Annotated in this window: 28 protein-coding genes; 24 read left to right on the forward strand and 4 right to left on the reverse strand. The window is 47.3% G+C overall.

From position 1 onward, the window contains the following. The first annotated feature begins 4 nt into the window (after positions 1–4). The 24 genes from fliI to J3A84_RS10125 all read left to right on the forward strand — a co-directional run bounded on the left by fliI (position 5) and on the right by J3A84_RS10125 (position 18,962). Positions 5–1,321, forward strand: a complete 1,317-nt coding sequence (gene fliI, locus J3A84_RS10010; RefSeq protein WP_281069629.1) for a flagellar protein export ATPase FliI — start codon at positions 5–7, stop codon at positions 1,319–1,321. Positions 1,322–1,353: 32 nt separating this feature from the next. Next, complete coding sequence (gene fliJ, locus J3A84_RS10015; protein WP_207599888.1) at positions 1,354–1,770, forward strand: flagellar export protein FliJ; 417 nt, start codon at positions 1,354–1,356, stop codon at positions 1,768–1,770. Between the two features lie 78 nt (positions 1,771–1,848). Next, positions 1,849–3,141 carry a flagellar hook-length control protein FliK gene (locus J3A84_RS10020; RefSeq protein WP_207599889.1) on the forward strand — a complete coding sequence of 431 codons (1,293 nt, stop codon included), beginning with the start codon at positions 1,849–1,851 and terminating at the stop codon, positions 3,139–3,141. A 19-nt stretch (positions 3,142–3,160) separates the two neighbouring features. Then, positions 3,161–3,574, forward strand: a complete 414-nt coding sequence (locus J3A84_RS10025; protein ID WP_207599890.1) for a flagellar hook assembly protein FlgD — start codon at positions 3,161–3,163, stop codon at positions 3,572–3,574. Between the two features lie 2 nt (positions 3,575–3,576). Further along, positions 3,577–3,948 carry a TIGR02530 family flagellar biosynthesis protein gene (locus J3A84_RS10030; RefSeq protein ID WP_207599891.1) on the forward strand — a complete coding sequence of 124 codons (372 nt, stop codon included), beginning with the start codon at positions 3,577–3,579 and terminating at the stop codon, positions 3,946–3,948. Between the two features lie 105 nt (positions 3,949–4,053). Further along, positions 4,054–4,977: a flagellar hook-basal body complex protein gene (locus J3A84_RS10035; RefSeq protein ID WP_207599892.1), complete on the forward strand. Its 924-nt coding sequence runs from the start codon at positions 4,054–4,056 to the stop codon at positions 4,975–4,977. A gap of 93 nt (positions 4,978–5,070) precedes the next feature. Beyond that, complete coding sequence (locus J3A84_RS10040) at positions 5,071–5,268, forward strand: flagellar FlbD family protein (protein WP_207599893.1); 198 nt, start codon at positions 5,071–5,073, stop codon at positions 5,266–5,268. 7 nt (positions 5,269–5,275) lie between these two features. Next, positions 5,276–6,082 carry a motility protein A gene (locus J3A84_RS10045; RefSeq protein ID WP_207599894.1) on the forward strand — a complete coding sequence of 269 codons (807 nt, stop codon included), beginning with the start codon at positions 5,276–5,278 and terminating at the stop codon, positions 6,080–6,082. Further along, positions 6,075–6,827 (forward strand): flagellar motor protein MotB, encoded by a 753-nt coding sequence (locus tag J3A84_RS10050; protein ID WP_207599895.1) that lies wholly within the window; start codon positions 6,075–6,077, stop codon positions 6,825–6,827. Before J3A84_RS10045 ends, J3A84_RS10050 begins: the two co-directional genes overlap by 8 nt. 2 nt (positions 6,828–6,829) lie before the next feature. Then, entirely contained in the window at positions 6,830–7,297 is a 468-nt protein-coding gene (locus tag J3A84_RS10055; protein ID WP_207599896.1) for a flagellar basal body-associated FliL family protein, read from the forward strand. A 10-nt stretch (positions 7,298–7,307) separates the two neighbouring features. Next, on the forward strand, positions 7,308–7,646 hold the full coding sequence (locus J3A84_RS10060) for a flagellar biosynthetic protein FliO (RefSeq protein WP_207599897.1): 339 nt from the start codon (positions 7,308–7,310) through the stop codon (positions 7,644–7,646). Next, positions 7,639–8,403, forward strand: coding sequence for a flagellar type III secretion system pore protein FliP (fliP, locus tag J3A84_RS10065; protein WP_342590961.1), 765 nt, complete (start codon positions 7,639–7,641; stop codon positions 8,401–8,403). The genes J3A84_RS10060 and fliP overlap by 8 nt, the downstream gene beginning before the upstream one ends. Before the next feature lie 14 nt (positions 8,404–8,417). After that, entirely contained in the window at positions 8,418–8,681 is a 264-nt protein-coding gene (gene fliQ / locus J3A84_RS10070; RefSeq protein ID WP_207599898.1) for a flagellar biosynthesis protein FliQ, read from the forward strand. Between the two features lie 9 nt (positions 8,682–8,690). After that, on the forward strand, positions 8,691–9,449 hold the full coding sequence (gene fliR, locus J3A84_RS10075; RefSeq protein WP_207599899.1) for a flagellar biosynthetic protein FliR: 759 nt from the start codon (positions 8,691–8,693) through the stop codon (positions 9,447–9,449). Between the two features lie 10 nt (positions 9,450–9,459). Beyond that, positions 9,460–10,530 (forward strand): flagellar biosynthesis protein FlhB, encoded by a 1,071-nt coding sequence (gene flhB / locus J3A84_RS10080; RefSeq protein WP_207599900.1) that lies wholly within the window; start codon positions 9,460–9,462, stop codon positions 10,528–10,530. A 15-nt stretch (positions 10,531–10,545) separates the two neighbouring features. Further along, positions 10,546–12,615, forward strand: a complete 2,070-nt coding sequence (flhA, locus tag J3A84_RS10085) for a flagellar biosynthesis protein FlhA (protein WP_207599901.1) — start codon at positions 10,546–10,548, stop codon at positions 12,613–12,615. After that, entirely contained in the window at positions 12,612–13,646 is a 1,035-nt protein-coding gene (locus J3A84_RS10090) for a flagellar biosynthesis protein FlhF (RefSeq protein ID WP_207599902.1), read from the forward strand. The genes flhA and J3A84_RS10090 overlap by 4 nt, the downstream gene beginning before the upstream one ends. Then, positions 13,639–14,682 (forward strand): MinD/ParA family protein, encoded by a 1,044-nt coding sequence (locus J3A84_RS10095; protein WP_207599903.1) that lies wholly within the window; start codon positions 13,639–13,641, stop codon positions 14,680–14,682. Before J3A84_RS10090 ends, J3A84_RS10095 begins: the two co-directional genes overlap by 8 nt. Before the next feature lie 13 nt (positions 14,683–14,695). Continuing rightward, positions 14,696–15,367 carry a flagellar brake protein gene (locus J3A84_RS10100; RefSeq protein ID WP_207599904.1) on the forward strand — a complete coding sequence of 224 codons (672 nt, stop codon included), beginning with the start codon at positions 14,696–14,698 and terminating at the stop codon, positions 15,365–15,367. 15 nt (positions 15,368–15,382) lie between these two features. Further along, a complete protein-coding gene (locus J3A84_RS10105) occupies positions 15,383–16,093 on the forward strand; it encodes a sigma-70 family RNA polymerase sigma factor (RefSeq protein WP_207599905.1) in 711 nt (236 codons plus the stop codon). Positions 16,094–16,113: 20 nt separating this feature from the next. Further along, a complete protein-coding gene (locus J3A84_RS10110; protein ID WP_207599906.1) occupies positions 16,114–16,650 on the forward strand; it encodes a hypothetical protein in 537 nt (178 codons plus the stop codon). 167 nt (positions 16,651–16,817) lie between these two features. Then, a complete protein-coding gene (locus J3A84_RS10115; protein WP_207599907.1) occupies positions 16,818–17,579 on the forward strand; it encodes a flagellar hook-basal body complex protein in 762 nt (253 codons plus the stop codon). A gap of 13 nt (positions 17,580–17,592) precedes the next feature. Next, positions 17,593–18,378: a flagellar hook-basal body protein gene (locus J3A84_RS10120; protein WP_207599908.1), complete on the forward strand. Its 786-nt coding sequence runs from the start codon at positions 17,593–17,595 to the stop codon at positions 18,376–18,378. 26 nt (positions 18,379–18,404) lie between these two features. Then, on the forward strand, positions 18,405–18,962 hold the full coding sequence (locus J3A84_RS10125) for a GNAT family N-acetyltransferase (RefSeq protein WP_207599909.1): 558 nt from the start codon (positions 18,405–18,407) through the stop codon (positions 18,960–18,962). 240 nt (positions 18,963–19,202) lie between these two features. On the opposite strand, the gene J3A84_RS10130 is transcribed toward J3A84_RS10125, so the two are convergent. The 4 genes from J3A84_RS10130 to J3A84_RS10145 all read right to left on the reverse strand — a co-directional run bounded on the left by J3A84_RS10130 (position 19,203) and on the right by J3A84_RS10145 (position 22,859). After that, positions 19,203–19,658: a MarR family winged helix-turn-helix transcriptional regulator gene (locus tag J3A84_RS10130; protein WP_207599910.1), complete on the reverse strand. Its 456-nt coding sequence runs from the start codon at positions 19,656–19,658 to the stop codon at positions 19,203–19,205. Between the two features lie 179 nt (positions 19,659–19,837). After that, a complete protein-coding gene (locus tag J3A84_RS10135) occupies positions 19,838–20,752 on the reverse strand; it encodes a VOC family protein (RefSeq protein WP_207599911.1) in 915 nt (304 codons plus the stop codon). Further along, positions 20,753–21,307 carry an NADPH-dependent FMN reductase gene (locus J3A84_RS10140; protein ID WP_242694145.1) on the reverse strand — a complete coding sequence of 185 codons (555 nt, stop codon included), beginning with the start codon at positions 21,305–21,307 and terminating at the stop codon, positions 20,753–20,755. Between the two features lie 250 nt (positions 21,308–21,557). Further along, positions 21,558–22,859 (reverse strand): methyl-accepting chemotaxis protein, encoded by a 1,302-nt coding sequence (locus J3A84_RS10145; protein ID WP_207599912.1) that lies wholly within the window; start codon positions 22,857–22,859, stop codon positions 21,558–21,560. Positions 22,860–23,464: the final 605 nt, after the last annotated feature.

The raw sequence follows: 23,464 nt of genomic DNA on the forward strand, positions 1-23,464 counted from the left end.
GACGATGGCCATGACCGAAGTATCCTTTGACAGGCTTTACGAAAAACTGGATAAAAGTACTCTGGCCTTAAAGATGGGAAAGGTCAAGAAAGTCATTGGTCTCATCATCCATGCGGTGGGTCTGAAGGTCTTCGTAGGAGAAGTGTGTCACATACTTATCGGAGAAAACATTAGAATCAGCGCGGAGGTGGTGGGGTTTCAGGATGAAAATGTCCTCCTCATGCCCCTTGGCGATGTACAGGGGATCGGACCAGGATGCCTGGTGCTTCCCACAGGAAACGCGCTGAAGGTGAAGGTGGGGGATGCGCTGCTCGGCTCCACGCTGGATGGTCTAGGCAATCCCATGGACGAGATAAAGAGAAAGCTCACAGGTTATGGAGATATCAACAATGTGCCACCCAATCCCTTCCAGAGAAAAAAGATCGAGAAGGTCATGAGTACCGGGGTGAAGGCCATCGATGGCGTGCTCACCTGCGGTGAGGGACAGCGTATCGGTATCTTTGCCGGCAGCGGTGTGGGCAAGAGTACCCTTCTTGGCATGATCGCCAGATACTCCGATGCGGATGTCAATGTCATTGGACTCATTGGAGAAAGAGGCCGAGAGGTGCTGGAGTTCATCGAAAGAGACCTGGGGGAAGAAGGCTACAAGAAGTCCGTGATCATCTGCGCCACATCCGACCAACCGCCACTGGTGCGTCTGAAAGGCGCCTATGTAGCCACAGCCATAGCGGAATATTTCAGAGATCAGGGCAAGAAAGTCATGTTCATGATGGATTCGGTCACAAGATTCGCCATGGCCCAGAGAGAAATCGGTCTTGCCATCGGAGAGCCACCCACCACAAGAGGGTATACGCCTTCGGTGTTTGCCACTCTGCCGAAGCTTCTGGAGCGGAGCGGTATGTCTAAAGATGGCTCCATTACAGCCTTCTATACGGTTCTTGTGGAAGGGGATGACATGAATGAGCCCATTGCTGATGCGGTGCGGGGAATTCTTGACGGACATATCGTGCTGTCGAGAAAGCTTGCAGGGAAGAACCATTTTCCATCCATCGATGTGCAGCAGAGCGTATCCAGAGTCATGAAGGAAGTGGTTTCCAAGGAGCATTACGATTATGCCGGAAAACTCAAGGAAAACATGGCCAGATATCAGGAGTCGGAGGACCTCATCAATGTGGGAGCCTATGCCAAGGGAAGAAATCCGGAACTGGATAGGGCTGTGGAACTGAAAATGTCCATTGACGGGTTCCTGAAGCAGGAGACCGATGATTCCAGACACTATGAAGATACGATCAGAGAACTGGAAAACATATTCAGAAAGTAATCGGATAAAGACAGAAATGGAGGCTTCAGAAGATGAACTACAAGTACAAAATGGAGAAGGTGCTGGACTACAGAAGCAATGTGGAAAAGCATAAGGTAGAGGATTTCGCCAGAATCACCCAGAAACTGGACCAGGAGAAAAAACATCTGGATATTCTGGAAGAAAAGCTGGACCAGAAAAAGAAGGAAGTGGCCACGGATGTGAATGCCATGAAGATGTCCTTTCTCTATAAGGAGAAACTGAAGGCTGAACTTACGCATCAGAAAAAGAAAGTGGACGACATTTTCCACAAAGCCAATGATGCAAGGGAAGTACTCATAGAAGCCAGAAAAGACCGTAAAATCATGGAACTGCTGAAGGAAAAGGACAAGGACAAATTTCAGCAGGAAATGCTCCTTAAGGAACAGAAGGAACTGGACGATTTCACCATCATGAGATTCGCCAAGTGACTTTTATTCATAGATAGCAATCTGTTTCAATCAGAAAAGAAATGCCTGAAGGGCTTTCTTTGAAAGGAGGTGAGAAAAATGACAATAGTAACCATGGGGACCAGAAATGTGGTGAATGTCCATCAACCGGAAGCAAAAGAGGAATGCATGGACAAGAGCACTTTCAGAGAAATTCTTTCCACAGCCATGGATAAAACTTCCAGTGAGAAGAAAGAGGCGAAAAGTGAAAAACCTGAAGGTGAAAAGGACATGGAAGTGATTAAAGAAACATCCGAGAACGGTGAAGAAGCGTCTTTACTGAACCTATTTCCGCACACGAAGCCTGAGATGAAGGAAACTGCTCTGGATCCCCATAAACTTATGAATGCTCAGATTGTGGAAGAAGCGGAAAATACTGTGGATCAATCTCAGCCTGAGAAAAATCTTCTGAATGAACTTCTCCGAGGAAAACAAGGTGAAAGGATTTCACTGAAAGAGCATGCTGGTGAAAGAGACCCAAGACTCATCGATATTCCAAAAGATCAGCGAAAAACAGGAATACAGGACGATACTGTTCTCAAAGAGACAGTTGAAAAACCGGATGTCTTTGCAGGGACTCTGAAGAAGATCCATCCGCACGAGAAATCGGAAATGCTACCTGGCTATAAGCCTTCAGAAGTTACAGATGAAATCGGAAAACCTGAATACGACTCTGAAAAAACAGCAGTGGCAGTAAAACCTCTAAGAGAGATGAAAACTTCAGGGGAAGGACAGGGGCTGAATGTCAAGCTGGATGAAACCAGGGAGCTTGAGAAAGGATCCATGAATCTGGAAGGAATGGAGCCGCTGAAAGAAGTAGTCACTTCTTCGGAAGACTCTGGTAAAGGCACAGAAACCGTGAATCCGATGCATGAAATTAAGCTCAGAGATTTCCAGGAGGTTTCTCAGACGAAGAGACCTGAATCCATCAATTTTGAGAAGACCTTCGAAAATGCGGCAGAAGAGATCATGAAGAACGTTGAAACCATCCGAGACGGTGATAGGACCACCATGAAGGTGAACCTCCATCCGGAAGAGATGGGCAAGATGGAAATTACACTGACCATGGAAGATGGAAAGCTTTCAGGAAAGATTCTTCTGGAGAATCGCGAAATCAGACAGATCTTCACCGAAAGACTGGAGGAGCTTTCAAACAGCCTGAAGCAGAACATTCAGATTGGTAAATTCGAAGTGAGTGTGGGAGACAGAGGGGAAGGAAGTCAGGAGAGACATCAGGGGCAAAGACAGATGCAGAATCCTTTCAGAGGCTACCAGATCAGAAAAGCAGAAACTCCGGACTATGAAAGGAATGTTCCTGAGAGAAATCTTGTGGAAATCAATCTTCTCGCCTAAGAGAAGGAAAGGAGAATATATGAGAATCAATGGAATCGGAATCCCAAATGAAGCGATGAATACAGAAAAAGCGGCAAAAGCCAATGATGCCATGGGTGTGGACGACTTTCTCAAAATCATGACCGCGCAGCTTCAGAATCTGGATCCCATGGGCGGAAACAGTGCAGATACAGGAGAATATATTGCCCAGATGGCTCAGTTCACCATGCTAGAACAGCTCAGCGCATTATCGGAAAGCATGGAAACCATGAACACCCTATCCCAGCAGCAGCTGTCCTTTTCACTGGTGGGCAAGAAAGTATCCGTATTTGACGGAGAAAACACCATTGAAGGCGTTGTGGAAAAAATCAGATACAGAGAAGGACTTGCTTATCCTGTCATAGGAGGAAGCGAGTATCCCATGTACATGGTGCAGGAAGTGGGAGGTGAATAGTCATGTCATTTGAGATTCAGAACGGTCAGATCATCTCATCTCAGGGGAACCAGGGAAGAGTGGAGAGAAAACCCCGTGGTGATTTTGAAAGACTCTATCTGGAATCACTGCAAAAGGCGAAGGAAACCGTAAAGCTTTCTGCCCATGCACAGGAAAGGATGGAGAAAAGGCAGATCACACTCTCAGAAGAGGATATGGTGAAGATCAATGATGCGGTGGATACCCTGGAAAAAAAGGGTGCCCGGGAAAGTCTTCTTCTCTATAAGGATGCGGCCTTCATTGCCAGCATCAGAAACAAGACCATCATCACAGCCATGAAAAACGAGGAAATGGAGACCATAACAAACATTGACAGTGCAGTAAGCATAAGATAAGAATGGCCGGACCTCTTGAGGAAGCCATAAAAAACTCGTTGAACGACGGATACGGGTACAAGAAAAAATCAGAATAAAGTAGAAATCCTAGGAGGGAAAATACATATGTTAAGATCACTTTACTCAGGCGTAAGCGGAATGAGAAGCAACCAGACCAAAATGGACGTTTTAGGTAACAATATCGCCAATGTCAACACCACGGGATTCAAATCCGGAAGAGTGCGTTTCCAGGACATGCTGAGCCAGACACTGGCCAATGCGCAGGGGCCTACAGACGAGAACCTGGGCGGTATCAATGCCCAGCAGGTGGGTCTTGGTGTGAAGGTGGGCGCCATCGATACCATTATGACCGACGGAGCTCTTCAGCCTACCAACAGAGATCTGGACCTGGCTGTGGAAGGCACGGGATTCTTCATGGTGTCACAGGATACGGATGCTCAGATGAAATATTATACAAGAGATGGAGCCTTCTATAGAGACTATGATGGCAATCTGGTCAATGCCGGAGGATATCGCGTACTAGGCTATACAGATGAAAGTCCGGATGTGCCGACACCTCTTAAAATACTCAATACCATCGATGCGGTGGATGCCGAAGGGAATCCCATACCTGCACTGAACGAAGATGGAGATGCCATTTTAGATGAACTTGGCAATCCAACGTATGTACAGGTCGATCTTCAGACTTTCTCCATCGATGGAAGCGGAATCATTTCAGGTGTCTACAGCGACGGTAAGGTCTATACCATGGGTAGACTGGCTGTGGCGAAGTTTGACAACAGTGCGGGACTGGAAAAAGTGGGCAACAACAACTACAGAGCATCCAATAACTCCGGAACACCTGTGGTGGGCTCTGCCAACACAGACGGATTCGGAATCATAAGACAGGGTGTCCTTGAAATGTCCAATGTGGATCTGGCCAACGAGTTCACAGAGCTCATCGTCACCTCAAGATCCTACCAGGCTAATTCAAGAACCATCACCACATCTGATGAAATGCTCCAGGAGCTGCTTAGCCTGAAGAGATAATTTGAAGTCTGGATTTTCACTTTTCTTATCTGGAAAGAGAATCGCGTGAGCGTTTTTCTTTCCAGAGGAAAGTGGAAGCGAAAGGGAGGCCATATGATACTTCTGACAACTTTAAGTGGAACGGAATTTTATCTGAACACAGACCTTGTGGTGAAAATTGAAGCGCTTCCTGATACGGTCATAACGCTGACTGACGGGAAAACCATGAGAGTCACAGAAAGACCTGAAATCATCATTGAAAGAATCATAGCCTACAAGAGAAAGATCTATGCAGGAAATCTGGAGGTATAGAAAGTAAATGAAAAAAAGTTATACAGCAATCATAGGACTGGTTTCCGGATTTGCCATTCTCGTGATTTCCATCATGACCAGTGGAGACATTCGTAGTTTCATCAGTTTCTCATCCCTAGCCGTGACAGCTGGGGGATCCTTTGCAGCCCTTCTCATCAGTTTCCCTTCTAAGGATCTGATGAAGGTGCCAAAGATTCTAAAGCTACTCATCGAAAAGCCGGAACAGGACAGGGTAAGGCTCATCACCACCTTCTCGGAGCTTGCAAGAAAAGCGAGAAGAGATGGCCTGCTGGCACTGGAGGATGATCTGGCCAATATGGAAGATGAATTCATGATCACAGGATTGCAGATGGTGGTGGATGGCATCGAGCCTGACATTATCAGAGAAATCCTGACCCTTAAAATGGAAACCACAGAAAGAAGACATCGCATGGGACAGAATATATTCAGCAAATGGGGAGAACTCGCTCCTGCCTTCGGTATGCTTGGAACGCTCATCGGGCTTATCGTTATGCTGGCCAATCTGCAGGATGCGGCAGCCATCGGTTCTGGTATGGCCGTAGCCCTCATCACCACATTCTACGGTTCGCTTCTGGCGAATCTGGTGTTCATTCCCATAGCCAGTAATTTAAGTGTACAGACCAATGAGGAAATGCTTTCCAAGGAAATGGCCATCGAAGGCATCATCGAAATCCAGGCGGGAACCAATCCCAGAATCCTGGAAGAGAAACTTGTGACCTATCTCTCACCGGAAGAGCAGACCATGATGAAGGAAGAGAAGGTATCCACGCAAGAGGCCTTATCTTATGAGTAGAGAACGAAAGAAGAGAAAGACGACAGAAACACCAGCCACCGGTGCACCGGCATGGATGGCCACCTTTTCGGATATGATGACGCTTCTGCTCACCTTCTTCATTCTCCTCTATTCCATCTCCAGCATCGATGCCATCAAGTTCAAGTCAATCAGCGAGTCCCTGCAGTCGGTTCTCTCCGGAGAGACCAGCTCCAGCATCATCGAGGAGGATGGTCCCAATGATGACATTCCTCTGGATAATCCGCAGTATGAGCAGCAGGAAGACCCGGAGGATCCGAAAATCAAGGAAAGCACACTGGAGATGTACAATCAGGTGAAGGACTATGTGGAGGAGGAAGGTCTGGAAGCCGATGTTTCCGTGAGCCTCAACCGGAACGGTGTCTTTGTGAATATCAAGGAAGCCATACTCTTTGAACCAGGAGAAGCAGATATCAAAGAAGGTGGACAGGAGATTCTTGGCAATCTGGAAGGACTGTTTCTGCAGTTCGACAATGAAATCGTCATTGAAGGCCATACGGACAACATTCCTCAGCAGTCCTTCAAATTCCCCACCAACTGGGAACTGTCTTCCGGCAGAGCAACAGCAGTGGTCCGGTATCTGTGCGAGGTGAAGGATATTCCTGAGAATAGGCTATCAGCCATCGGATACGGGGAGTTCAGACCCATTGCAGACAATGATACGCCCCAGAACCGGGCGTTGAACAGAAGAGTTAATCTCTTAATAATTATGGAAGGTGAGGATTAGTTTTGGCACAGCAGTTAGAAGACGTGAAAGAAAAGAAGAAACCAAATAAGCTCATCATCATTATCATCATCATGAGTTTTATTATCCTCATAGGGGCCATATCCATGGTATTCATCGCTACTGACATCACTCTTTCAGATGTGATCTCGAAGTTTCAGAAGCATGAAGAGTATGTGATACCGCTAGATAGTTTTGTGGTGAATCTGGATACGGAAGGAAAGGGATCCACTTATCTGAAGACCCAGATGTCCCTGCTCTATACGGAAGAGGATTACGGGAAGGTTCTGGAAAACAAGACCAGCCAGATTCGGGATCTCATCATCAAGGATCTCATGGATTATAAACCCGATGATCTGCTTGTAGAAGGTGGCCTGGCGGCTGCCAAGGTGAAAATCAGGACCAGCATCAACGTGGCCCTGGGAGAAGACATGGTGAAGGAAATCTTTTTTACAGACTTTCTGATCCAGTAAGGAGAACCAGATGGATTTAAAACTGATATTTTCTCTGATACAGACCTTTCTGGCCCTGGCTTTCGTGTTGGGACTTGCCTATGTGGTGCTCCGTTTCGGGAAGAAAGTCACAAATGGAAACACGACCTATGTAAGAATCATTGAGAAGACCATGCTCACAAACCAGTCCTTTCTGGCGGTGATCAAGGTCGGCGAGGACTATCACCTGGCCAGCGTCACTTCCGGTGAAGTGAAGATCTTAAAAGATCTCAACAAGGAAGAGATTGAAGAAGTATTAGAGGAAAAACAGAGAAAGCTTGAGGAGAATCCCCTGGCGAATTTATGGAAAATGAGGAAAGACAGTGAATAAGAAACGTATATGGATACTCATCGCCTTTTTCATGGGATGGATGCTTCTTGCTGGAAAGGCAGAAACGGTCCATGCCGTGAATCTGGGTGATTTCGGCATCAATTTCAGTAATTCGGACAACTCCCCCCAGGCCACAGTGGATACGGTAAGGATCTTTCTTCTACTGACCGTCCTGACTCTGGTTCCGGCATTTGTGATCCTGACCACCTGCTTCACGCGAGTGGTGGTGGTCTTATCCTTTCTCAGAAATGCCATGGGTTCCCAGCAGACACCGCCCAATCAGGTACTCATGGGACTGGCCCTTTTCATCACCCTTTTTGTCATGACACCGGTCTACAACCAGGTCATGGATCAGGCGGTGACCCCGTTTCTGGAAGAGACCCTGACCCAGGAGGAAGCTCTGGATGCAGGCGCTGTTCCCATCAAACGGTTCATGCTGGAGCAGACCCGGGAAAAGGATCTGGCTCTGTTCATGAGGGCGGGGAATCTTGAAAACATCGAAGATCCCATGGACCTTTCTCTGACAGTGATCATTCCGGCATTTACCATCAGTGAGCTTAGAATGGCCTTTTCCATCGGATTCATACTGTTTCTGCCGTTTCTTGTTCTGGACATCGTAGTCTCTTCGATACTCATGTCCATGGGTATGTTCATGCTGCCACCGGCCATGATCTCACTGCCGTTCAAGATTCTTCTGTTCATTCTGGTGGACGGATGGTATCTGGTGGTGGAATCACTGCTGCGCGGATTCAGTTAAGGAGGAATGTAGTAATGAATCAGATTATGGCACTGGATCTTTTACGAAGTGCCTTTATGACGACCATCAAGGCTGCGACGCCGATTCTTATCATTGCCATGGTGGTGGGACTGATCATCAGTATTCTTCAGGCCACAACGCAGGTTCAGGAACAGACGCTGACCTTTGTCCCCAAGATGATTGCAGTCCTTTTCTCGCTGATTCTTCTGGGCGCCTTCATGATGAATACCCTGATTGCATTCATGAATCAGTCCTTCGATCTCATCGACAAGCTGTAGGGAGGCGCTATGTTTACACTTCAGGTGCAGGCCTTTCTCTATATCATGGCCAGAATCACATCCTTCATTGTGGTGGTGCCGGGGTTTTCCCACAAGAGCGTGCCAGGGACAGTGAAAGTCTTTCTTTCCCTCATCCTGAGCTTTCTGGTCTATACCAGAAGTTCTGAGATTCAGGTCTATGAAGAACTTCTTCTGTTTATGCTGGCGGTGGTGAGAGAAGTCATCATCGGGCTGACCATGGGCTTTGCAGCAAAACTCATTTTTTCCGCGGTGGAGATGGCAGGTCAGTTCATCGACTTTCAGGTGGGCTACTCCATGGGGGCGGTCTATGATCCGGCCAGCGGAGCCACTTCCTCCTATTATGGAAGACTTTTCTACTGGATGAGTATCATGGTGTTCTTCATGCTGAATCTTCACCACACAATGCTTCTTTCTCTCATGGACTCCTTTCAGGTGGCTCTGCCGGGGCAGGTGGGATTTTCGGGCATCAGTCTGGAAGGGATTCTCTTTCTCTTTTCCCTATCCTTCAAGATCGCCTTCAGTATCGCGGCGCCCATGCTGGTGGTGCTTCTGGTGACGGATATCGTCATGGGCCTCATCAATCGGTCTGTGCCTCAGATCAATGTGTTCATGCTGGGGATGCCGCTGAAGTCCCTCCTGGGGATGGTCCTCTTTCTCTTTCTTGCCTCTTCGATCATGAATCATGCAGGAAAGACACTTTTCATGATGAGCGAATATGTTACAAAGGCCGTAGAGATGTTCAGATAAGGGAGCGCATATGCAGCAGGATAAACATTCGAAAACCGAAGAAGCCACCCCCAAACGGCTCCGGGACAGCAGAAAGAAAGGACAGGTCAGCAAGAGCCAGGATCTGGTCTCTTCCGTATCCTTTCTGGCCTTTGCACTGCTTCTGGGGTCTCTGGGCAACTATCTTCTGGAAAATTCGGTGCAGTTTATGAATCTCTCACTGACCTATGATGTGGGTGAGGGGCTTTCACCCAGCTTTGCAGGGAATCTTCTCAGTGAATATGTCATGAAGATTCTTCTGATCTTTTTTCCATTCGGACTCATTGCGGTCTTTGTGGGGGTGGTGGTCAATGTGATTCAGGTAGGGTTCCTTTTCACGGTGCAGCCCCTGAAGCCGGATTTCAAGAGACTCAATCCCATTGAAGGAATGAAGAATATCTTCTCTAAGAAGGCGCTTTTCAATCTCTTTAAAAGTCTCATGAAACTCCTCATCGTGGGGTATCTCACCTATACAGGTCTTCAGAAGGTTATGGTGCCCATCATGAATCTGGGTGGGGTAGGGGTGGAGAAGATCTTCACGTTCTTTATGGATACGGTGCGCACCTTAAGCATCAGCATCGCTTCTCTCATGATCATCCTGGGGATATTGGATTTCATTTTCCAGAAGAAGGAATACAAGAAGAATCTCATGATGACCAAACAGGAAATCAAAGATGAGTACAAGCAGATGGAAGGAGATCCCAAAATAAAATCCAAGCGACAGCAAAGGCAACGTGAAATGTCGATGGCACGTACCATGCAGGGGGTGGAAGCCTCCACAGTGATCATCACGAATCCGACCCATATCGCTATCGCCATCCGCTATGAACAAGGAGTGGATGAAGCACCAGTAGTCATGGCCAAGGGTCTGGACTATATGGCCATGAAGATCAGAGAAAAAGCAAAAGAGATGGATATTCCCATCATCGAGAACAAGCCATTGGCAAGAGGCATGTACTACAAGGTGGAACCTGGTAGCTCGGTACCGCTGGAAATGTATCAGGCCATTGCGGAAATCCTTGCCCTGGTATTTACCATGAATAGAAAAAAGAAACTGTACTAGATAGGAGAAAAAAGCATGCAGAGCGTACGCGCATCCCTGAGTAGTCTTAGTAAATATACGGAGATCCTGGTGGCTTTTGCGGTGGTGGGCATCATTGCCATCATCATTCTGCCCATGCCGGCATTTCTTCTGGACCTTCTTCTGACGGTGAATCTGACCATCTCCATCATGATTCTGGTCCTGACCCTGTTCACCAAGACTGTCCTCGAGTTCTCCATCTTTCCCAGCATGCTGCTGGTCATGACCATGTTCCGTCTGGGTCTGAACATCTCCTCCACGAGGCTGATCCTTTCTGAAGGCAAGGCAGGAGAAGTCATCAATGCCTTCGCCACCTTCGTCACAGGCAACAACTATGTGGTGGGTGCGGTGATCTTCATCATCATCACCATCGTACAGATGGTTGTGGTGACCAACGGTGCAGGACGAGTATCCGAAGTGGGTGCAAGATTCACTCTGGATGCCATGCCCGGAAAACAGATGGCCATCGATGCGGATCTCAATTCCGGCCTCATCAACGAGGAAACAGCAAAAAAGAGAAGACAGGATCTTCAGAGAGAAGCGGATTTCTACGGCTCCATGGATGGTGCCTCCAAGTTCGTCAAAGGGGATGCCATCGCGGGCATCATCATCACCATAATCAATCTTCTGGGCGGAATCATCATCTTTTCCCTTCAGGGGGGCATGACCATCATGGAATCCATCGGTCATTTCGGCAGGCTCACCATCGGTGACGGCCTGGTGAGTCAGATTCCTTCCCTTCTCATCTCCGTGGCTTCCGGTATGATCGTCACCCGTTCCGGCAATGACAAAAGCTTCGGTTCCACCTTCAGAGATGAACTCTTCTCCGGATGGAAAGTCATGGGCATCGGTGCTGTGGTGATTCTTGCCATCGGACTCGTACCTGCCTTTCCTACGATGCCTTTTGCAGGCATGGCTGCCCTTCTGGGCGTTTCCGCTTACCTCATCTATGAGAACGACAAGGATGAGGCGAAGAGGAAAGTGAAGATGGAGGAGAAGAAGAAAGCATCCAGCTTTAAGGAAACGGAAGAATCCGTTACATCTTATCAGGTGGAACCCATCTCTCTTGAAATCGGGTATGGACTGATTCCTCTGGTGGATGAGGGCTCCGATACGAATCTTGTGGAGCACATTACCTCCATCCGGAAACAGTGCGCCAGGGAAATGGGGATTCTCATCAGTCCCATCCGCATACGGGACAACCTGCAGCTGGACCCTCATGAGTATGTAATCAAGATCAAGGGGAATCAGATCGCGAAAGGCGAAATCTATGTGAATAAATATCTGGTCATCGACCCGGGTACTCAGGACTTCGACCTCACAGGTATCGAAACAGTGGAGCCTGCCTTCGGTCTTGCGGCCCTCTGGATCGATGAAAAGGACAAGGAAAGGGCAGACCTTTCTGGCTATACCATTGTAGAACCAGCGACGGTTCTTGTGACCCACCTGAAAGAGCTGGTGAGAAAGCATTCCTATGAGCTTCTGGGCAGACAGGAAACCAAGCTTCTAGTGGATGAAATCAGAGAGAAATACGGTGTTATTGTGGAAGAGCTCATCCCTGGCATTCTGAGCCTTGGTGAAGTGCAGAAGGTGCTGCAGAATCTTCTCCGGGAGAATGTGCCCATCATCGATCTTGTGACCATTCTTGAAACTCTGGCGGACCACGGTGTCTCCATCAAGGATACGGAGATTCTGACAGAACATGTACGTCATGCTCTGCAGAGAACCATCGTGAAAGACCATCTGGACCAGGAGGGGGAGCTGAAAGTTGTGACCATCGATCCTCAGCTGGAGGATCTCATCGGATCCAATATCCACAAGTCCATGAACGGATCCATACCGGTGCTGGAACCGGAGATGATCACCAGGATCTTCGGAAGCATCCGAAGCACCTATGATGAAGCGATGATGAAGGGATACCAGACGGTGATTCTCGCATCACCGAAGATCAGAACAGCACTGAAGAATCTCATTGCCATGACATTTCCGGATTTCACGGTGCTGTCACTCAATGAAGTACCCAATGATATACCCATAGAAGTAGTAGGGATGGTGGAATTCAGATGATCATAAAAAAATATGTGGTAAACGACATGAAGGAAGCCATGGTTCGAGCAAAATACGAGCTGGGCAGTGAGGCCATCATCATCAGTCAGAAAATGGTAAGACCAGGGAAATGGTATAGAGTGTTCCGTAAGAGAATGCTGGAGGTCACTGTGGCACTGGAAGAGAATGTCCATGAAAAGAACACGAGAGAGAAGGAAAAGTTCACTCAGATTCTTCAGGATAGAGAAAAGAAGAAGGTAGAGGAGAAGGCACTGAAGGAAAAGGAGACAGCCAGGCTGTTGCGGATCTTCGGCAAGGACGAGAAGGTTCTGGAGCGCTGGGAGAACCATGTGAGAAATGAGGCGCTGGACGGGGAGGAAATCACCCTTAAGAGCATCAGAACATTCATCACCAAGACCTATGTGGATCATGCCTACGACAAGGAGTTGCCCTTCGGGCGGATCAATGTGCTGGTGGGACCTACGGGCGTAGGTAAGACCACCACCATCGCCAAGATCGCCTCCAGAGAGCTTCTGGAGAAGGATCAGAAAGTAGGGCTTCTCACCATTGATACTTACAGAATCGCCGCTGTGGAGCAGCTGAGAAAGTATGCGAAGATTCTCGGGATCAAATGCGTCACTGTAAACCAGCCTAAGGACATCAGGAAGAAACTGAACCTGCTAAAGGACTGCGACATCATTCTGGTGGATACCATTGGTGCCAGTCCCAAGGATGAGGACCGCATTGACGAGATCCGTTCCTATCTGGATGAACTGCCTGAAGACAGGCACACTTATCTCGCCATCAGCATGTCTTCCCAGGTGGATACCAACAACCGAATTATGAAGAAGTACAAGGAGCTCTCCTACAATTCCATCATTCTCACTAAATTCGATGAAGTGGAGAACTACAACAATTTCTGGAACATGATGGAGAATAATGTGCTGCCTGTTCAGTATTTCTGTCATGGTCAGGTGGTACCGGAGGACATCATGGAAGCATCTCTGGAGAATGTCCTATCCTATCTGTGGAGGGAGCTTCAGTATGAATGATCAGGCGGAATCTTTAAGAAAGAGAATGATGGCATCAAAGCTTTATAAAAGAAATAAAGCGGAAGAAGTGCTCCCTGCTCCTGTTGCAGTTGAAAAGATGAAGGATATTCTGAAAGAACAGCAAGAGAAGCAGAAGGGAAGCGTGGAACAGGTTGAAGCGAAGGAGAATGTGGTCACTCTGGAAGTGCTGAGAGAACCTACGGAAGAAAAGGAGGAGCCCAAGGCAGAGGGGCTGGTGAAGATCTATGCGGTGGTCAGTGGAAAAGGAGGCGTGGGGAAGACCAATGTCTCTGTGAATCTCTCCATCGCCATGGCAGAGAAAGGAAGGAAAGTGCTTCTCATGGATGCGGATATCGGGATGACCAACGCGGACATCATCATGGGCATTCATTACGAGCATGACCTCTTCGACTATCTGGAAGGACGAGTTGAGCTTTCTGAAATCATCTATGACGGACCAAAAGGGATCAAGGTGATTTCCGGAGGTGCAGGGCTTCTTGAAATGAACCTGCTAGATGAGACGGCTCAGAAGACCCTCATTGGCGATCTCATTAAGCTGGGCGGGTTTGAGGTGATGGTCATTGACAACGGAGCAGGCATCAGCAGAGAAACTCTAAGTTTCATCACCTTCGCTCATGAGGTGATACTGGTCACAACACCGGAACCAACAGCCATTACGGATGCCTATCGGGTGCTGAAGACCATCAGTCATTATAAGCTGAAGTCCACGGTGAAGCTCATCGTGAACAAGGTCTCCTCCAAAGAACATGCCCTGGAGGCTTTTGAAAAGCTGGAGTCCACCTGCAAGGCTTTTCTTTCTCTGGAGCTGGAAAACTGTGGATATATATTCGATGACGCTCGAGTAGAGAAAGCAATCATGAAGCAGGAACCTGTGATACTTTCGTACCCTAATGCATTATCCAGTGGTAATATACATGATATAACTGGTATAATATTGGATGAAACTGTATTCATAAGCAATATTTCAACGATCAAGCAGCTTGGAAATCGCTTCATGAAAATATTTGGAACGTAATAGGGGTATAAAGATGGAATGGATTGATATCAGAGAAAAAGTACATATCACATGCGATGACGGAAGCGCTCTGGAGGGAATGATCACGGACAGAACCGAGGATACCATCAGTTTTTCCATCCCTGCGGATGACAAAAGGTTCAAGCTCTTTCATCCTGGAGAAAAGGTCACGGGTGTAGTATTCAAGAAAAATAAAGGGGTCCGCTTTCATGGGATCATCGGGAGCAGAGTCAGTGCAGAAGCACCCACTTACACCATTTCCAAGATTTCTGGCTGGAAAAGCGTCCAGAGAAGAAATTACGTGAGAGTGGATTGTACAGATCCGCTGACTTATACAGCAGACCGGTATCTTATAGAATCCGTAGCATTTACGAGGGATCTTTCCAGAGTGAACGATGAGCTGGAGCAGCACATGAAAGACGGCATGATGCTGGATATCAGTGCAGGAGGGCTGAAGCTCTTCTGCGAGGAAGACATCAGTGAAGGGCAGAAAATCATTCTGAAGTTTCCGATCCGAAATGAGGAATACATACTAAGAGGGACTGTGATGCATAAGCAGATGATCGTGAATCCTTCAGGAATCCGCTATTTCTACGGAATCAGATTTGACGATATTCTAGAAAAGACCCAGGAAATGATTGTGAACCATGTTTTTCAGATCATGAGAAAAATGGGCAGGAAATAGTACGGGAGGTGACCCATGGGTTATCCAGATGCCAAGCCGGATTATAATGACCTGATAATAAAATACATCCCACTGGTGAAGAGAATCGTGGGGAGAATTGACCCTGGAGAGGGAGACCTGGATAAGGACGATCTGTTCTCCATTGGTGTCATTGGTCTCATCGATGCACTGAAGAAGTTTGATCCCCGTAAAGCGGTGCCTTTCGAGGCCTATGCGACACTGAGGATCAAAGGAAACATCATAGATGAGATGAGAAGGACCGGGCGCGTATCACGCGATCGGATCGCAAAGCTCAATGATTACTATGGCGCCAAGGAGAGACTGGAGCAGGAGCTGAAGAGAAGTCCTGATGAGCATCAGATCTGCGAGGAGCTGGGCATCAGCGAAAAAGAGCTCTCAAAGCTTCATGAGACGGTGCATTATCTCTCCAAGGTGTCTTTTGAGACGACGCTTTTTCACCGGGAAGGGAAATCGGTGGAACTTTCGGATCTCATCCGGGATCAGAACACGGAAACACCGGAAGAGGAGTATCTTTTGAAGGAGAGAAGACATCTTCTTCGAGAAGCAGTGAAAAAGCTCAGTGAAAGGGAACAGATCATACTGGATCTTTACTATGTGCAGGAGCTGACATTGAAGGAAATCGCTTATACTTTGGAAATCTCCATTCCCAGAGTATCCCAGATCCATGGAAAGATCATTCTGAAATTAAGAGAACTCATGGCCTAGCCATGCAGGAAGGAATCATCATGTTTTATTTTTTACTATTTACAGGTACAGCACTTATTCTATACGGATTCATGGGCATCAGAAGAGAAAGAAACCAATCCATGCAGCTGTTTTTAAAACTGCAGGATGCAATAGATGAACCAGCATCTAGAGAGGAATCAGTCGAAAAAGACCAGGAAAAGATAAGAGATCTCACGGACCGCATGGCGGAGATGGAGAAAAGTCTCTTCGACCATCTTCTGAAATGGCAGATGGAAAAGAAAGAGCTTCTGGAGAAGATGGACACAGGAAATGCAGTCATGGAAAAGCCCTCCACAGAAGCGGATTATTCGGATTTCACAGGGATAGAAGAGAAAATGGTCCTTGTAGAGTCCATTGAAGAACCGGTGGAAGAGGAAGCTGAGTTGGCGAAGAAGAAACCCATGCCAGAGAACATCAGAAAGATTCTTGACTATGAAGAGGAAGGCCTTAGTGTTCAGCAGATCGCCAATGTCACCCGTATGAAGAAAGGGGAGGTTTTACTATTAAAAAACTTATCGAAACACTACAGAAAGTAAAATCAGAAGTCTATGTGGCCCTAGGGGCTGGACTCTTAATCGGAGCGATTCTTATGAATCTGTCCAGTGTTCTGACCATGGACAGAGGCATTGAAGAGAAAGCAAGGGACCTTGGTATGGTCTATCCGCAAGAAGTACGTGTGAACCTGGAAGAGGAGAATGAGTAAATGATTATCAGAAGTCTATACAATGTGACGAGACAGATGAATGTACTGCAGAAGAGACAGGAGAACAACTCCGCTAATGCGGCCAATGTGAATACACCAGGATACAAGATGCAGGACCTGATCCAGAGAACCATGGAGGAACATGAACTCTACAATCATGCTGGAGGAAGAGACAACAACCAGAGAGTGCATCTTGGCAGTCTCAATATGGGTACGGAAGTGGATGGAGCCGTGACAAGCTTCTCGCAGGGTTCTCTGAAGGAAACAGGCAGTGCAACAGATCTTGCCCTTAATGGACGAGGTTTCTTCACCTTGGCGCTTGAGAACGGAGAAACGGGATTCACAAGAAACGGTAATTTCAGAATCAGTGAGGACCAGAGACTGGTGACTCAGGAAGGCTACCCTGTCATGGGCCTGAACGGGCAGGGAAATCCGACGGAAATCTATGTGACCGGAGATGAGCTCACAGTAAGTCAGAGAGGATACATAAACGGCACGGATGTGAGGCTTCTTGTATCGGATTTTGAGGATACGGCTGCCTTTGAGATGCGGGGAGAAAGCATCTACATGACTGGTGGCGCAAATCCCATGGAGAGCGATGCGGAAGTCAGCCAGGGGTATCTTGAAAGCGCCAATGTGAATATCATGGATGAGATGGTGAAGATGATGGAAGTATCCAGAGAATTCCAGTCCAACCAGAGGGTTCTTTCGGTGCTCAATGATACGCTTCAGAAAACCGTCAATGAAATCGGAAGAAACTAGGGGGAACAGATAGATGTTTAATGGTCTTAAAATCGGAACCAGCGGCATGAGAACAGCCCAGAAGGTCATGGATAATGTGGCGGATCAGATCGCCAATGCGGATACCAATGGATACAAGAAGAAAGAAGTGAACTTCAGTGAACTTCTCCGAAACCAGATGGGAGAGAATCAGGTGCAGCTGTCTGAGAATGCACAGAATGCATCCATAAGCATCGGATCAAGAGCAATCTATGCCAAGACGAATCATACCCAGGGAACCGTTGTGGGGTCTGAAAGTCCTTTCCATCTGGCACTAGAAGGGAGGGGCTACTTTGGAGTGGTGGATCCTGAGGGAAACCTGATGCTCACGAGAAATGGTGCTTTCCAGAAGAACGGAGATTCTTCCATTACAGATGAGGAAGGGAATCTTCTTAGCATGGAAACCTATCTTCCGCAGAGTCAGTGGGGAGAAGAAAGCAGCATCAGCGTCAGTGAAAACGGGCTGATCAGTGGAAGAAGTCAAAATGGTGAGACACTTACACTGGGAAGAATCATCCTTTACACACCTGGTTCCAGTGATCAGCTGATTTCTCTGGGAGAAGGGAAATATATTCCAGGTAATGAGACCCCGCTTCTGAACTCACTGGATAATCCGGAAGGTGCCTATGCTTCCGTGCGGCAGAAGGCCCTTGAAAAGTCCAATGTGGATCTTGTGGGCAGCATGACGGATATGATTCTCACGCAGAGAGCCTACCAGGTCAATGCCAAGAGCGTGACGACAGCAGACGAGATGCTGGAAGTCATCAATACCATACTCTAGAATTTCAAGGCTGCAGGTGAATGAAGATGATGGAAGTAAGGCCCATTACATCCGAGGAGCTTTCCTCAGCCATAGACCTTAAAGTCCGATGCTGGCAGGAAGAGCTGGCTGGAATTATGGACCATGAATTAAGCTTTGCGCAAGAGCTCAGTTTTTTTGCTGAATGGGCGGAAAGTGAAAAGGAATATGAGGATCGCAGAATCCTTCTCGGAGCATTTCAAAATGGGAAGCTTCTTGGAGCAGCCTTCGGTTCATTTGCTGAACTGGAGGATGCGGAAAATGCCATGGAACTGAACGGTCTCTGGGTCGAGGAAGAATATCGGGGGAAGGGAATCTCGCTAAGCCTTCTTAAAGCCCTCATACGAGAGTATCTGGACTTGGGTAGAGACAAGATGGTGGTCTATAGCCATCACTTCGCACCGTCCAATCAGTATTACAGGAAGCTCCATGGAGAAATGATTCGTCAGGAGAAGCAGCTGGATGGGCAGCTGCTTGTGGATGTGTTTCTCCATCCGCTGAACCTACTTGATAGGAAGCTCAGCGAAATGGTTCTGAAACATGGAGAAGAGATTGATGAACCATAGATTCCGACCATAAGTGATGAATAGGCACATAATTGAAGAGGGACCCTCCTATACCGATAGGAGGGTCCCTCTGTTTCACTGAAAGGATGATGGACGGATGGGGGAGAACTTCGTCTTTCATTCCGACAGTGCTGTTGTCTGGTGGGATGATCTGGCCTCGAATACTTGAAGCCGAAAGAAAAGCGTTCCATGCGAACGCTTTTCTGGTTTTATGGAATGCAAAGAGGCGCAGATCTTAGATCAGGTGCCGCTACTGCTCCGTTTTTTCTCATTGCTTTCAGGAGAAAGAACTTCCAGGAGGTCATCCAGTGATTTCAGAATCACAGCCACATCATACTGGGGATTGTCGAGGTCTCTGAAGGTACTAAGGAGCGTGCTTTCTTTGCAGAGTTCATGGCAGCTGCTCTCAATGCCTGTAAGGGAAACCTTTCTCTGGTCGGTCTCACAGATATGGCTTTCGATATAGCCAAACTCGATGAGTTTCCGGATGGCTTTGGATGCCATGCTTTTCTTCATGCCGAGTCTGTCACAGACGCTCTGAAGATCGGTATGGGGATTGTTCTTCACATCCAACACGATCATGAGTTCAGAAGGGTTCAGGTCTTCTTCTCTGGCGATGTCTGCAAGTCTTTCGCCCATAAGATGATTGATTTTCAGAAGCTTTGTGTAAAGTGCATCCATGATTTTAAAATCCATGGTTCCATCCTCCTTTTCAGATGCTGCCTGGGGATACGGATCAGCAGGATCCGTATTTCTGCGCAGACAAGCTTTGAAGCCATCCGGCATTCAAAGCTTGCTGCATTATCATGATGTTATTATATAGCCGATCTGTCAACTTTTCAACTAAAAGCCTGAGAGAGGGAGCTCCGATTCTCTTATCCCTCGGTATCCACTTCCAGTCGGATCTTGATGTGAGAAGGGTCATAGAGATACTCTCCGCCCTCTTCCATGAAGGTATCCACCTGGGCGTTTTCCAGTCTCCTCTTCAGGGAAAGATATTCCTCTCTGCCGGAAAGGACCAGAGTGTAGTAGTCCAGACCTGCCGCATCTTCCGGAGCAGAAAGATCTGTCTGCCTCCAGGAGTTGAATGCGACCACATGATACTGCTCTTCTTCAAGACCCACATCACCCATGAAGAAATTCTTCATCATAAGCCCCTCGGCGAAGCCGATGACATCTCTGTAGAAGGCCAGCATGTCGGATAGGTCTGTTCCGTACAGGTGGATGTGGCCCATCTCCATGTCTGCCAGCGGGGTCTCCAGTGCTTCATTCTCCGGCAGGGTTTTGTAGAGCTCTTCAAGATCTAGAGGGTCTCTTCCGTCTGTCAGGGTGCCATCGGTATAGAGAAACTTCAGATCTCCGTCGACGGTCACATAGTTTCCTCTTTCTCCGGTTCGCACATAAAGCTCAATGTCATTGCCTTCCAGGTCCTTCAGATAGGTGGTCTTCGACATGCCATGGTCTGTGGGAGCGTTGGGATAGTCCAAGGAAAAGAGCCAGGCGATGGCTTTGGCCAGCTCTTTTTCACTTGGATACAGTAGAGCGAAGTGATACATTCCGGTCGTGTTCTGATATCTTTTCAGGTTCTCTACCCGCTTAAGATGGAGCAGAGGCTTTCGGGTATCCCCCAGCACGGCATGGTCTTCACTTTCTTCATGAACCGTCATCTTCAGCACTTCGCGATAGAACGCAACCTGCTCTTTCAGATGCTTCACTTTGAGATGGACCAGCCCCAGACGGGTTTTATTCGACAGTGCGGCCTTGCCGGTGGTGTAGGGTATTTGCTTCAATCAGCTCACCTTCCTGATGGTTTTGAATGCCTTGGACCATAGAATGACTTCATCCAGCATGGCATTGGCGTTCACTTCGTGATAAGGAGCTGGCTTGAATACGGAGAAGTCTTCAAAGTCTGTCATGAGGGAGAAGGAGACCATGGTTCTTACGGAAGCCAGAGAACGCTCCGCGTTGATGCCCCTCAGTGACTGAATGGCAAAGGAACCGCCCAGTCCGCCGTATCCCACATATCCTACAGCCTTGTTTCTGATTTCTCCATCCAGATAATCCAGCGCATTCTTGAATGCACCACCTACTGAGCGGTTGTATTCAGGAGCGACAAATACGTATCCGTCGAAGGAAGCGATCTTTCCAAGCCATGCGCCGACGGCGGCCATCTGCTCTTCTGTAGCGGGTCCTCCTAGGAAGGGAAGGTTATAGTCTTTCAGATCCACCAGTTCATACTCCACGTCTTCCTCTTTTCTGCTGATGGCAAAGTCATACATCCACTTTCCTACGGCCGATCCATTTCTGCCTTCTCTAACGCTACCTACTATAATTCCTATTTTCATGATGTTCCTCCATAAGTTTTATTTTTATTAATTAGTCCACTTTTCAACTAACTTGAATTCATCATACAACAGATTAGTCCACTTTTCAACTATTTTTCAAAAAATACTGCAGAAATATTTCTGAAATCATAGAAAATGCCGCTGCAGTACCATTTTTCATGGTGCTGCAGCGGCATATCTCTACAATTCGTGTTCTGAAGTAGATCAGGCTCTTAGGGAATTATGATTTATTCTATTTGAATGAACGGAATCAGATGATTTTCTTCAGTTCGGAAAGGTGATTCACCACAAGGGAGGAGTTTATTTCGATATCCTTGAGAAGCCTCTCAGCCGCTTCGATGTTTCCGGATTCATACGCTTCGATGGCTTTCTTTGCACCTTTGTGAATATCGATGTGAGGTTTCTCAATACCCACTACAAGGCTCTTCACGTTATGCACACTTAGATCAAGGGTTGCGATCCATTTACCGAGTCTGCAGGAAGAATGATCTCCTACAGTGCTTGTATCAAGGGTCACATATCCGAGAATCATGTTATAGATTCTCCATTTCCACATGAGATGGTCTGTGATGGCCAGATCTATAAGAGTTTTCGGATCTTTTGTACTGGCATAGGCCAAAGCGTTGAGTCGGACTTCATCGATTCTCTGAGAAATGTCATAGAAAGACTGACCGGTATGATGAGCCTTCTCCTTCAGGACTGCAGATTTTTCATTGATTTCCATGATGTTGGCTGCAATTTCCTGAGTGGTGGCCGTCTGTTCTTCCACATTGGCGGAAATGGAAGTGAAGCTTGATTCTACGGTGCTCATGATACCGCTGATCTGGAAGATGCCACTGGTGGCTTCATTGATGGAATCTCTGGAATCAGCGAAACTATTGACCACACGATCGATTTCGCTGGAAGCGCGTTCGATTTTCTCGTTCAGTCCATCGACGATCTTTCTTATGATGTCTACCTGCTCTTTGGTGCTTTCTGCCAGTTTCTTGATCTCATTGGCCACTACGGCAAAACCGCGTCCGTTTTCACCAGCCCTTGCGGCTTCAATGGAAGCGTTCAGAGAGAGAAGATTGGTCTGGTCCGCCACGGATTTGATGACGTTGACCAGTTCGTTGATCTTCACTGTTTCTTCTGTGACTTCAGCCATGATTCCTTTGACACCGTCAATCTCGCTGATGTTTTCTTCCACACCGGAGAAGGTCTTCTCCACCTTGTCCAGTGCCGCATCGGTCTCGCGGCTAGCTGCTCTCATGTTGTCACTGGACTTCTGGACAAAGTTTGAGATATCCTCTGTGGCCGCCGCCATTTCTTCGCTGCTGGCAGCAACGGTCTGGATCATTTCCGCCTGGGCGTTGGCATCCATAATCATCTCTCTGACATAATCAAGACTGGTCATATACTGCAGAAGATCATTGACCACACTCATGGTCGATACAATGCACTTCTCCTTGTCTTCGAGAATATCCTGATGTCTGTTCTGATCAGAATTATTCTGCGCAGCCGCCTGCAGCTGACCTTCTGTTTCTTTTGTGGCTCTCTTTTTCTTGAACATCGTTTCCTCCATGATGAGTCATCTATTTCGTTGCATGTGAACAAAGAAGCATTTTCGTTTCCTTTGCTTCAAGAATTCCTGTCACATGTCTTCTCTACCTTATTACTATCGGCTGATTTTCGGAGAATGTAAGATTATTTGGGAGATTTTTTAGAATTGAGCAGGGGGCATACCACGACTAGTGCGTGAGATGCCTTATAATGAGCAAATGAGGTTTTTTGATCTGTTTCTTGTTAAATGATTGATCAAAAGCGTGTTTCTCCTTGAAGTTTCAGGAAGTGTTATCTTGAGCAGGTGCTTCTTTGAGTGGATGATTTCTTATCGAGGGTAACAGAACATGATTAGTTGATACACTATAAGGGCCATGCTGAATTCTTCCACTAATCATAGTCATACTTCGAACGGAACCGGTGTACTACTTCAGCGAGAGACTATGGGCGTGCAGAAGGCATAAGAAGAGATGATAGATATCACTATGTGATTTCATGATAAATACTTCCCACCTGAACTTAAAGAATGGATAACACCGTCGATATAGTAAAGAGTAATGATAATGAATTATGAGCAATAATTCGAGAACATACAAAAGATGTAAGGTGGGACAA

It is taken from the genome of Proteiniclasticum aestuarii, assembly GCF_017368455.1.
GTDB classification, from domain to species: domain Bacteria; phylum Bacillota; class Clostridia; order Clostridiales; family Clostridiaceae; genus Proteiniclasticum; species Proteiniclasticum aestuarii.